At 45.6% G+C, this 12,446-nt stretch carries 11 protein-coding genes; all 11 read left to right on the forward strand.

The features are described 5' to 3' along the window. Positions 1–160 precede the first annotated feature (160 nt). The 11 genes from nadA (at position 161) to DTQ70_RS02280 (ending at position 12,437) form a co-directional block, all read left to right on the forward strand. Positions 161–1,159 carry a quinolinate synthase NadA gene (gene nadA, locus DTQ70_RS02230; RefSeq protein ID WP_122929299.1) on the forward strand — a complete coding sequence of 333 codons (999 nt, stop codon included), beginning with the start codon at positions 161–163 and terminating at the stop codon, positions 1,157–1,159. Between the two features lie 3 nt (positions 1,160–1,162). After that, positions 1,163–1,741 carry a zeta toxin family protein gene (locus DTQ70_RS02235; protein WP_122929300.1) on the forward strand — a complete coding sequence of 193 codons (579 nt, stop codon included), beginning with the start codon at positions 1,163–1,165 and terminating at the stop codon, positions 1,739–1,741. Beyond that, complete coding sequence (locus DTQ70_RS02240) at positions 1,734–1,901, forward strand: histidine kinase (RefSeq protein WP_122929301.1); 168 nt, start codon at positions 1,734–1,736, stop codon at positions 1,899–1,901. The genes DTQ70_RS02235 and DTQ70_RS02240 overlap by 8 nt, the downstream gene beginning before the upstream one ends. 45 nt (positions 1,902–1,946) lie before the next feature. Next, complete coding sequence (locus tag DTQ70_RS02245; protein ID WP_122929302.1) at positions 1,947–2,843, forward strand: sugar phosphate nucleotidyltransferase; 897 nt, start codon at positions 1,947–1,949, stop codon at positions 2,841–2,843. 51 nt (positions 2,844–2,894) lie between these two features. Continuing rightward, on the forward strand, positions 2,895–3,104 hold the full coding sequence (yidD, locus tag DTQ70_RS02250) for a membrane protein insertion efficiency factor YidD (protein WP_122929303.1): 210 nt from the start codon (positions 2,895–2,897) through the stop codon (positions 3,102–3,104). 54 nt (positions 3,105–3,158) lie between these two features. Beyond that, positions 3,159–3,827 carry a formylglycine-generating enzyme family protein gene (locus DTQ70_RS02255; protein WP_122929304.1) on the forward strand — a complete coding sequence of 223 codons (669 nt, stop codon included), beginning with the start codon at positions 3,159–3,161 and terminating at the stop codon, positions 3,825–3,827. Positions 3,828–3,983: 156 nt separating this feature from the next. Beyond that, positions 3,984–6,815 carry a TIR domain-containing protein gene (locus tag DTQ70_RS02260; RefSeq protein ID WP_122929305.1) on the forward strand — a complete coding sequence of 944 codons (2,832 nt, stop codon included), beginning with the start codon at positions 3,984–3,986 and terminating at the stop codon, positions 6,813–6,815. After that, the gene (locus DTQ70_RS02265; protein WP_122929306.1) at positions 6,787–7,362 is read left to right on the forward strand and encodes a hypothetical protein; all 576 of its coding nucleotides are present in this window, start codon (positions 6,787–6,789) and stop codon (positions 7,360–7,362) included. The genes DTQ70_RS02260 and DTQ70_RS02265 overlap by 29 nt, the downstream gene beginning before the upstream one ends. An 85-nt stretch (positions 7,363–7,447) precedes the next feature. Next, positions 7,448–8,284, forward strand: a complete 837-nt coding sequence (locus tag DTQ70_RS02270; protein WP_028526294.1) for a 1,4-dihydroxy-2-naphthoyl-CoA synthase — start codon at positions 7,448–7,450, stop codon at positions 8,282–8,284. Positions 8,285–8,365: 81 nt separating this feature from the next. After that, a complete protein-coding gene (locus tag DTQ70_RS02275) occupies positions 8,366–10,843 on the forward strand; it encodes a glycoside hydrolase family 9 protein (protein WP_122929307.1) in 2,478 nt (825 codons plus the stop codon). A gap of 142 nt (positions 10,844–10,985) precedes the next feature. Next, a complete protein-coding gene (locus DTQ70_RS02280; protein WP_122929308.1) occupies positions 10,986–12,437 on the forward strand; it encodes an APC family permease in 1,452 nt (483 codons plus the stop codon). The last annotated feature ends 9 nt before the right edge of the window (positions 12,438–12,446 follow it).

Raw genomic sequence — 12,446 nt, forward strand, 5'->3', positions numbered from 1 at the left:
TAACGGATAAATACTTGGCCCAGGGCATTTTTGGAAATACATCGTTAAGGTAAAAAGCTCCAAATTACGGATTAAAAGACGACTCTTCCTTGAAATTCAAAAAAATCTACTTAAAATCAAAAAACAAATTGTGTAAGTTTGAGCCAAATATTAGTTGACAATGGAAATTCTCGAACAAGTAAAAAAATACGGATACGTGCGCGAAACCGCCGCACCTGACCTTGATTTGGTCGCTGAAATCAATCGACTTCGCAAAGAAAAAAACGCCGTTATCTTGGCGCACTACTACGTGGACGGAGCGATTCAGGACTTAGCTGACTACATCGGCGATAGCCTCGGGTTGTCGCAACAAGCCGCAAGTACGCCTGCCGACATGATTGTGTTTTGTGGCGTGCATTTTATGGGAGAAACGGCCAAAATCCTTAGCCCAGAGAAAAAAGTTGTCATTCCTGATTTGAACGCGGGCTGCTCGCTGGCCGATTCGGCTCCTGCCGATAAGTTTGCGGCCTTCAAAGCCCAATACCCCGACCACTTGGTGCTATCCTACATCAACTGCTCGGCCGAAATCAAGGCGTTGTCGGACATCATCGTGACGTCGTCGAACGCCGTAAAGATTGTGGAACAGTTGCCCAAAGACCAAAAAATTATCTTTGCTCCTGACGCCAACTTAGGGCGCTACGTTTCGAAAAAAACGGGTCGTGACATGGTGCTTTGGGACGGGGCGTGCATCGTTCACGTGGATATTTCGGAAGCAAAACTGAAAGCCCTTCGCGAAAAATACCCCAACGCGCTTTTAGTAGCTCACCCCGAATGTAAGGACAATATCTTGCTTCAAGCCGACTTTGTGGGCTCAACAACTGCCATTTTGAAGTTTGTAAGTGAAAGCGCCCACGACGAGTTTATCGTGGCCACCGAAGCAGGGATTTTGCACAAAATGAAACAAGCGGCAGCGGGAACGGGCAAAAAAATTATTCCTGCCCCCGCTACCGAAAACAACACCTGCGCGTGCAGCGAGTGTCCGTACATGAAGATGAACACGGTGGAGAAACTCTACAACGCACTTTTGTACGAACAACCCGAGATCAACGTCCCCGAAGACATTCGCCTAAAAGCCTACCAATCGGTAGATAGAATGTTGGAGATGAGTAAAAATCTCTAGCGAATGCCTACTCTGTACATCATAGCAGGACCAAATGGGGCGGGAAAGACGACGGCGGCTATAATTTTGCCCGAAATGCTTAATTGTAAAGAGTTTGTAAATGCTGACAATATTGCAGCAGGTCTTTCTCCATTTAACCCAGAAGGTGCTGCTTTTGAGGCAGGTAGAATTATGCTTCAGCGAGTTCGATATTTATTGTCGTTGGATGTGGATTTTGCTTTGGAAACAACGTTAGCGACGAAAAGCTATGTTTCCTTGCTCAAAGAAGCGCAATTGAAAGGGTATCATGTGGTACTAGCATTTTTCTGGCTTCCATCTTTTGCTATGGCGATTGAACGGGTAAAGCAACGTGTGATTGAAGGAGGTCATTCTATCCCATCCGAGGTAATTAAGCGACGCTATCAAAGAGGGCTTGAGAACTTATTTCATTTGTTTATGGGGGTGTGTGATCAGTGGTTATTGATAGATAACTCGGATTTAACCCCAGAACTGATTGCAAATGGTGAAAAAAATGGAAGTATTGAAGTCGTAAATAAGCAAATTTGGCAACAAATCATTCACAAAGTAAGCTCAAATGAGTAGCAAAGAATTATCCGAAAAGTTTTTGGTAGGAATGGATAAGTCGCTCAAAGCACTTGTTCATAAAAAAGCACTACTGGGGCAATCGTTCGTGATTGCGAACGACGAAGGGGTCGTCAAGCATGTTTCTGCCAAACAATTCCTCAAAAGAAATAAAGGGTAACAAACCCTCAGACAATTGTATAGTTAACCAATCCAATACTGATTAATGAAACCCACCCTCTTAATTCTTGCTGCTGGCATGGGAAGCCGTTATGGCGGCATCAAACAACTTGACCAATTTGGCCCTAACGGCGAAACCATCATTGATTATTCGCTCTACGACGCGATTCGGGCGGGTTTTGGCAAGATTGTTTTTATTATCCGCGAAGAGCTAAAAAACGATTTTGAAGAAATATTTGGCCCCAAACTTCAAGGTAAAATCGACTACGATTACGCCATTCAAGGGTTTCAGAGCCACGTGCCTGAGGAATTGGGAACGATTGAGCGCTCAAAACCTTGGGGAACTGGGCACGCCATGTTGTGCGGATGGGAACAAACCCAAACGCCTTTTGCCATCATCAACGCCGACGATTTTTACGGCCTTGAAGCGTTTCAATTGGTAGCCGATTTCTTGACAACAAGTGCCGACGATTCGGAACATACCCTCATTGCGTACCAAGTGCAAAAGACGCTTTCGGAAAACGGAACCGTATCGCGCGGGGTGTGTGAGGTAAACGACGAAGGATACTTGGACGTGGTGACCGAACGCACCAAAATTTTCCCGCAAGACGGAAAAATTTTCTTCGACGAGAGCGGCGACCTTACCGAACTTACGCCCGAAACGCCCGTTTCGATGAATTTTTGGGGCTTTAAGCCATCGGTTTTTCCGATTACCAACGAATTGTTTGCCGACTATGCGCGGCATAATTACAACGCCCCCAAGGCGGAATTTTATATTCCTGTCGTGGCAACGCACCTCATTAAGAGCGGAAAAGGAAAGCTCAAAGTGATTCCTAACGCCTCTGAATGGTTTGGGGTGACTTATCCCGAAGACAAACCGACGGTACAAGCAGCATTGAAGAAATTGCACGACGACGGAAAGTATCCGAATCAGTTGTGGTAACCTCACCCGCCCTGCCCTCCTCTCCTTTCTAGAGAGGGGGGGGATTCCCTTATGAAAACCATCCTTATCTTTCTCGTTAGGGCGTATCAGGTGATGTTGTCGCCGTACTTGCCCAACTCGTGCCGATATTCACCTACCTGCTCTCAGTACATGATTGAGGCAGTGCAAAAGCACGGTGCGCTCAAGGGCGGTTGGATGGGTCTCAAGCGCATTGGCCGCTGCCATCCTTGGGGTGGGCACGGCCACGACCCCGTACCTTAGCAGCTTCCCGAAAGTTTTATTACTTTCGGGAAGTTTTGTTTTAGAGCCTCAACTATGAAAGACATCGACACCCTCCTCGACTTGCCCTACACCCGCCTTCGTTGGATAGACGCGGGTACGTTTCTGTTTCAAGATAAAGTTCAAATTACCTTTGAAAAAGGCTTTTACGCGGGCTGCTACCTCGTGACACAGGAGTTGTACGAAAAAGTAACGGGTGAGAACCCTTCTCATTTCAAAGGCAAGCACCGCCCTGTGGAGCGTGTTTCTCTGGACGATGCACAACAATTTCTGCAACGACTGAATGAACAGGTAAAACTCAACGACGGCTTGCAGTTTAGACTTCCCTCCGAAACCCAATGGGAGTATGCCGCCCGCGCCAACCAGCATTTTGAATACAGCGGCAGCCAAAAACTCCACGAGGTGGGTTGGTTTAAAGACAATTCCAATGACCAAACCATGCCCGTAGGATTCAAAGAACCCAATGCGTTTGGCCTATACGATATGAGTGGGAATGTACGGGAATGGTGCGAGGACAACTGGAATGAAGATGTAAGTAAAGCATTCTCAAACGGGGCAGTATTGAAAGCAGGTCATACTGACTTCCGCGTGCTTCGTGGCGGGTCTTGGGGCTACAATCTTAGCCATGCCCGCGTGGCGGTTCGTAATAGGAATCATTACTACAACAAGTACTCCAACAACGGGTTTCGGGTGTTCCGGTACTGAATTATTCTTTGTATTTTTACCCTTTTACGCTTTTTAAGAAACCCGCGCTTTTTGTCATGCCGACCTCAGGAGGCATCTATACCGCGATAAAATAGATTCCTACGGAATGACAAAGGAGAGGAAAGTTTTAAAATTTGACAAAATGCTTTTATCCCTATGACCATCGACGGCCTGTATTTTCCCGATAAGATTCAAAATCTCCAAAAAGCAGCCTCCTTTGACGAACTCAAAGTCTCAACGGGTGTACCGCGTTATTTTAAAGATAAGGAAGGTTTTTGGGGGTTTCATTTGGGGGATTGTGGGCTTATTCAGGAGGATTGGGATGATACTTATAATAATAATATTTCAAAAATTGAGAAATTAAAGGTTGTACATTTAGGTTGTAATAAAAATACGAATACCCCCAATGAAATTTGGCATATTGGAATTGGCGGAAATGTAGCCATAGATTTTATAGATGTCAGCCATAATCCAAACCTAAAGCAAATCTGGTTTAAAGAAGGAGCAAAACATCTTAAAAAACTGATTGCTTCTGACTGTCCACAACTTAATGAGGTTATATTAGAAGGCAATTTTGCTGAACTTTCCCATCTTGAAGCTGCGCGAGGAGTTTTAACTAAGTGTACTTTAGAAGGACAATTTCCTCAACTCCGCTTTCTTGAACTAAGCCACAACAAACTCGAACACCTTTCAATACCTGCCTCTTGCCAACAATTAGAATACCTGTTTGCTCAAAAAAACCAGCTTAAAACGGTTGATTTTGAGGGAGACATTCCACCTTTGGAAATCATTGATTTAAAAGACAATCCGCTCGAAGATGATGCGCTGAGAGGGTTGGCAAATCAAAAGGAGCAAGAAGAACAAGCGGCAGCGATATTGGCGTATTTTCAGCGTCAAAGAGAAGGGCAAACCAAGCAAATAAAGCGGGTAAAATTAATCTTCTTAGGCAATACGGGTGTAGGGAAAACAACGCTTTCGGACCTACTGACGGGCACTACCAAAGCCATTCCGAAACATGAAGAGGAGGATGTCAGTACGCATGGCATCAATCTATTTGGGTACCAACCAAAAGGAACGGAGATAGAAGTTCAAGGTTTTGATTTTGGTGGCCAAGACTATTTTCATAATACCCACTTTGCCTTTTTTGAACAAAATGCCCTCTATGTGTTGCTTTGGGGAAACGGCCAAGAAGACAAATTGGATTACTCCAAAAAAGAAGAGCGGCGTTTTCCGTTGAGTTATTGGCTCGGTAGTGTCAACTACTTTCTGAAAATGCGGAATAAAAACGGAGAACCCAGCAATACGCTGCACTTGCTTCAAAACATTGCCTCAAAAAATGGGCAATTCTTGGAATTGGACAATCGGAGTTTAAAAACGGCCTACCCTTTTTTGAAAGAAATTCGGTCTTTTGGGTTGCGCGATGAACACCAAAAGGCCCACGTACGTGAATGGTTGGATGCCAAAATTACGGAGTTTTTCAAGTCCATATCTTTAAAACAGTCCATCTCCGTCAATGTCATAGATGATGAAGTAGCGACGTTTATCAAAAAACAAAACAGCGTGATTTTGCCGCTTGCAGCATTACGGAAAGCGACTTCAAAAACCAAGGGGTATGGAGAAGATAAACTGCGGTATTTGGCTCAGGCTTTGCACGGTACATTGGCTTGTTTCTATCAACCTCCTTCGGCGCAATCGGGCGAAGCCACCCGCTTAAACGATGAACAGCGCAAAGCATTAGACGAGAATTTAGTGGCTGATTTGGAGCAGTTTACCAACTGGATTTATGTTATACTGGCCCCCGAAATGAAAGGAGATGGGTATTTTACCCAAAAACAGGCCAAGAGCCGGTTAGGAGATGAAGCCAAGCAACACATTGATTTCATTTTGGGCTTTATGTTGCAGCACAAAATCATTTTTAGGGCGGGAGAAACGGAACCGAAATACGTATCTCCTCACTATCTGAGTGAAAAACAAAGCTTGACCGAACAACTTTTTTTGTCATCGTTTGAAGAACCATTGGTGAAGTATCACTTTCGGGAGTTTTTCCACACTAACCTTATCGCGGAGGTTATGCTCGAATACTATCACCAACTTCTCAGAGATGGTAAGTGGCAGTACGTGATGTGGAAAAACAAGGTGATTTTGTACGAAGAAAACGACAAAAAGAAACTGTTATTGATTGATTTTGAGGAGGAAGAACTGGAGGAGGAAGACGAAAAAACAAAAGAAAAAATAGCGAGTATTCGCCTGCATCGTTTTATCAAAAATGCCGTTAGCGATGAATTTGTCAAGGGCGTCATGACCTTTATCGAGTCCCAAATTGAAAATTACAAATACGAAAAACTCATTGTAACGCCTTTTGGCGATTATATGCCTGAGGGGTGTTTGGAACAACAGAATGTCAATAGCGATGGGAAAGACGAAGGGCTCGTGTACCACCACAATAAAATTTACCGAAAAGCAGACTTTAAACTTTTTCTTAAAAATCCAGACGCTTATCCCAAAAAAAGGCTGTTTATTTCGTATTCGTCCCAAAACTCAGAGTTTTTTAAGCGATTTTTGGTTCATCTTGCCCCTTTGCAACGGATGGGAATAGTGGATTACTGGCATGACCGAATGATTACTAACGGGACGTTGTGGGATGAAAAAATTCAAAAAGAACTGAAGTCGTCAGACATAGTTATATTTTTACTCAGCCCCGATTTTTTGAATGTCCCCTATGTGTTAGATGTTGAAATCCCCAAAGCAAAAGAGTTCAAAAAACATCCTTTCTTTATTCAACTAATGGACTGCGGTTGGCAGCGATTTGACATGCTGAATCAATACCAAAATGCTTCTGACCAAAAACAGACAAACAAGAATTTTATTAATTTAAAGGGTAACCCCAACGATAGCGCAACGTGGGAAAAAATAATTGATGACCTAAAATCAACGATTGAAAATTTAACTCCAAAGAAAAATGCCCCTACAAACGGACCAACTTCATAAAGAACTTGACCTCATACAAGCCGTGATAACGCGCATGGCACAAAACTCTTTTCAAATCAAAGCGTGGTTGATAGGTGTGCTGTCGGCTACGGTGGCGTTGGGAAAAGATAATTTGTTGGTATCGGATACCAATCATTTTATGGCTTATGTTTTCAATGCCCTTTTGTTGATATCGATTGGACTTTTCTGGTACTTGGATGCCTATTACCTCAACACCGAACATCGTTACCGAAAGCTCTACGCCTGGGTGCTAAAACACCGACCTAAAAACGATGATTACCTGTACGATTTGGAAACGTTTAGCCGTAAAGTAGGCAAAGAAGAACAGCGGGTGGATGAGGGCGTCGGTTCGGTACGTCACCGAATGTTTAACAAAACGCTGTGGGGGTTCTACTGTTTACCCTTTTTGCTTGTCATTCTCCTCGTTGGGTACAATATTCATAAGAGTACACAAAAGAAAGTTGCCCCCAAAAAACAATCGGTTTCGGTTCATCCAAAAGCACCCCTGCAAGCAAAACCAACCGTCGAAAAGGTACAGCTGCGCTAACGCCCCCAAGCCCAAAAATACTGCTTTGGCTGAGGATTCGGAAAAATCAAAATCCACCAGCATATTTGTAGAAAAAACTACGACTATGCCAAACTGGATTACGGCCAAAGAATACACCGATATTACCTACAAAAAATGCGACGGCGTAGCCCGTATCGCGTTCAATCGCCCCGAAGTGCGCAATGCCTTCCGCCCCAAAACAACTTTTGAACTCCTCAATGCCTTTGAAGATGCCACCCACGACCCCAAAGTAGGTGTGGTGCTGCTGTCGGGAGAGGGGCCTTCGCCAAAAGACGGGATTTGGGCCTTCTGCTCAGGGGGCGACCAAAAAGCCCGCCAAAAAGGAGGCTACCGCGCCGAAGATGGCCGCGACCGCCTCAATATTTTGGAAGTGCAGCGGCAAATCCGTTTTATGACCAAACCCGTGATTGCGGTGGTGCCAGGTTGGGCTGTTGGCGGCGGGCATAGCCTACACGTTGTCTGCGACCTGACGCTCGCCAGCAAAGAACACGCCATTTTTAAACAAACCGACGCCGACGTTGCCAGCTACGACGCGGGCTACGGCTCGGCTTATTTGGCACGGATGATTGGACAAAAACGTGCCCGTGAGATTTTCTTTTTAGGACGTAATTATTCAGCCCAAGAGGCTTTTGAAATGGGCATGGTCAACGCCGTAGTGCCTCACGATGAACTCGAAGATACAGCCTTCCAGTGGGCGCAGGAGATTTTGGGCAAGAGCCCAATGGCGATTCGGATGTTGAAATTTGCCTTCAACCTCGTGGACGATGGCTTGGTGGGACAGCAATTGTTTGCAGGTGAAGCCACTCGCTTAGGCTACATGACCGAAGAGGCGCAAGAAGGGCGTGATGCGTTTCTCGAAAAACGCAAACCAAATTGGGATAAGTTTGAGCGTTTTTCGTAAAAATTGGGCCTAAACCTATAAGGTTTCGTTTTCGATTACAAAACCTTATAGGTTTACCGTTTTACTACCCTTCTTCAACACATGAAAAAAAACTCTGTATTCGTCTTTTTTTGCCTAGTGTGCAATACACTATTTGCCCAAACGTCATGGATACGTATCAACCAATTGGGATATTTGCCCAATTCTACTAAAGTAGCGGTGCTGGTCAGCAAAGAATGGCCCAGTGTTTCGTCGTTTGAAGTGTGCGAAGCACTGACTGACAAGGTAGTATGGTCGTCCAAATCGGTGAAAACCTTCGGAGCGTATGCGGCATTTAAGTCAGGTTTTCGGCTCAATTTCAGCACTTTCAAAAAAACAGGGGCGTATTATTTGCGCGCAGCGGGTGTACGTTCTCCCAATTTCCGAATCGCCAACGACGTCTATGACGGCACGGCCGATTTTGTGTTGAAATACATGCGCCAACAACGCAGCGGGTACAATCCATTTTTGAAAGACTCCTGCCACCGCCAAGATGGCTACATCATTTACCATCCTGATTCTACCAAAAATGGTACGTTTATCGATGCGTCGGGAGGCTGGCACGATGCGTCCGACTATTTGCAATACGTGGCTACTTCGGCCAATGCTACGTACCAACTGTTGTTTGCGTACCAGCAAAACCCGCAATCTTTTGGTGATAAACACGATGCCGCAGGGCATCCCAAACCCAACGGTATTCCAGATATTTTGGACGAAGCCAAATGGGGGCTTGATTGGTTGGTCAAAATGAATCCTGAAAAAGACGTGATGTACAACCAATTGGCCGACGACCGCGACCACGCAGGGATGCGTTTGCCCAACAAAGACGTCATTGTTTATAACCCTAATTGGGGACTAGGACGTCCCGTTTATCGCGTAACGGGGCAGCCACAAGGACTTTTTAAGTACAAAAATCGTACAACGGGAGTCGCTTCCACGGCAGGGAAATATGCGTCGGCTTTTGCGTTGGGAAGTCAGGTATTGGCCAATTATTACCCAACATTTGCAGAAAATTTGCTTCAAAAAGCCAAAGATGCGTATGAGTACGGCAAACGGTTTCCTGGGGTGTGCCAAACGGCGCCAGGTCGTGCTCCGTATTTTTACGAAGAAGACAACTATGTGGACGACATGGAATTGGCAGCGGCACAACTGGCACAAACGACCACGGCGGGTGCTACGTTGTGGAAAGAAGCGGCGGCGTTTGGACGAAAAGAGCCTAGTACCCCGTGGATGGGTGCCGATACTGCCAAACATTACCAGTGGTATCCGTTTGTGAATTTGGGCCATTATTGGCTTTCAAAACACAGCAATGTCACGCAAACGGAGTTTCGTCAGTTGATGAAGTTGGGAATAGACAAAGTAAAAGCGCGCGGCGAAAGCAATCCCTTTTTAAACGGAGTGCCGTTTATTTGGTGTTCTAATAACTTGACTGTCGGGATTTTAACCCAACTCCACTTGTATCGAAACCTTACCCAAGACCCCCAATACGAAGAAGTAGAAGCTGCCATGCGCGATTGGCTGTTTGGCTGCAACCCGTGGGGAACGAGCATGGTTTGTGGCTTGCCCGAGGGAGGAGATTGGCCCAATGACCCGCATTCGGCCTTTACGCATTTGTACAATTACCGCATTGACGGTGGGCTGATAGACGGGCCTATTTACGGAAGTATTTTTGGAAAACTGATTGGGATAACCTTGTATAGTCCTGATGAATACGCTGATTTTCAGTCGAAATTGGTGGTGTATCACGACGATTACGGGGATTATTCGACCAACGAACCAACCATGGACGGAACGGCAAGTTTGAGTTATATCTTGTCGGCTTACCAAAAAGAGGGCCAGTCGCAAACAACGAAAGCGGTCAAAGAGCCACAAGGGGCGTGGGTTCGGATGGATACTACCCAAAAACAAGTGTATTTGACTTTTACGGGGCACGAATTTGGGGAAGGAAACCTAAGTGTGCTGGATGCGTTGAAACAACAAAATGTAAAAGCTTCCTTCTTCCTAACGGGCGATTTCCTACGAAATCCAGCCTTTCAACCCGCCATCCGCCGAATGATTAAGGAAGGGCATTATGTAGGGATGCACTCCGACAAACATTTGCTGTATTGCGATTGGAGAAAACGCGATTCGCTGCTGGTGACCCAAGCGCAATTTGAAAAAGACCTACGCGATAATTTTACAGAATTGGCCAAATTTGGGTTACGTCCTGAGCAAACTTTCGTGTTTATGCCTCCTTATGAATGGTATAATGCTGCCGTGGAAGACTGGGCGGGTGATTTGGGTTTGACGATGGTCAACTTTACGCCAGTAACGGGCACAAACGCGGATTATACCTGGCCTGATTTACCCAATTACCGCAGCAGCGAGCAGCTCTACGACCGATTGATGAACGTTGAAAAAACGTCGCCTACTGGTTTGAATGGGGCAATTGTGCTGATTCATGGTGGCACAGACCCGCGCCGCACGGACAAGTTTTACACTCGCCTTCCTCAGTTGCTGAAAGATCTCAAGACCAAAGGGTATCGCTTTGGGAGGTTTTGATTAGGGGTGATTGTTTCTTATACAACTATTCTCTTTCAATTACGTCGTTATTTTACCCTAAACGGTCTTTTGGTATAGCCAGAACACCAATAATATCTTTATATTTGCCTCAACTCAAAAACCTAACCTTCTCGTTTTCCACATGTCTGATTCTACTTCTGCGCGATTTAAACAGTCGCTAGGGTTGCTCGATGCAACCATGTTGGTCTCTGGTGCCATGATTGGCTCTGGTATTTTTATCGTAAGTGCTGATATGTCCCGAAACGTCGGTTCTACGGGCTGGCTTTTGTTGACGTGGCTCATTACAGGCTTGGTTACCGTGGCTGCGGCATTGAGCTACGGAGAGTTGGCAGGAATGATGCCCAAAGCGGGCGGACAGTATATCTATATCCAACGGGCGTTTGGCCCCTTGTTGAGTTTCGTTTATGGCTGGACGGTCTTTATGGTGATCCAAACGGGGACGATTGCCGCTGTTGCCGTGGCTTTTACAAAATTCTCTGCGGTGTTTTTTCCCATTCTTAATCCAGAAAATATCCTTGTTACCCTTGGCTCCATCAAGGTGTCGGTAGGGTCGTTGTATGCCATTACCAGCATTATTTTGCTTACTTTTATCAATACCAAAGGGATTCAGAGCGGAAAAATGATTCAGAATACCTTTACTATCGCCAAATTGGTGGCTTTGTTTGGGCTTATTGTGGTAGGACTTGGTTATGGTTTTAAGAGTGGAATGTTGTCCCAAAATTTTGAAAATGCGTGGGATGCTTCCAAGGCAACCAGCGAAGGTGGCATCACTGCCATCGGAGGCATGGCGTTGGTGATGGCCTTGGGCGTGTCGATGATTGGTTCTTTGTTTTCGTCGGATGCTTGGAACAACGTGACCTTTATAGCGGGCGAAATCAAAGACCCCAAGCGTAATATTCCGCGTAGTTTGTTTTTAGGAACGCTTATCGTGACCGTCATTTATTTGTTGGCCAACCTCGCTTATTTGAGCATTCTTCCGCTCAAAGGTACTCCTGACGGTGCCGACGTGCTTGCAAAAGGAATTCAGTTTGCCGACTACGACCGTGTGGCTACGGCGGCCATGTCGGTGATTTTTAGTGATTCGGCGGCGGGGATTATGGCGGCTTTGATTATGATTTCAACTTTTGGGTGTAACAATGGCCTTATTTTGGCGGGCGCACGTTTGTACTACGCCATGGCGCAAGACGGTCTTTTCTTGAAACAAGCCTCTACCCTCAACGAAAACGGCGTGCCTGCCAAAGCGCTTTGGTTGCAGTGTTTGTGGGCGAGTTTGTTGTGCCTTTCAGGAACGTACGGCGAACTTCTCAACTACTGTACGTTTGGTTCGTTGTTGTTTTACATGGTTACTATCGGGGGTATTTTTGTGCTTCGTCGCAAAGAACCCAATACCGAGCGTCCTTACAAAGCGGTTGGTTATCCGTTGGTGCCCATTTTGTACCTCGTTGTTACATTTGGTATTTGTTTGATTTTGTTGATTGATGACAAAACCCGTTTTGATACAGGAATGGGGCTGCTCATCGCCGCCATCGGCGTGCCTGTGTATTATTTTACGACCAGAACGAAAAAGGCTTAATCCAATTTT

Origin of the sequence: Runella sp. SP2, from assembly GCF_003711225.1 — a bacterium.
Classification (GTDB): domain Bacteria; phylum Bacteroidota; class Bacteroidia; order Cytophagales; family Spirosomataceae; genus Runella.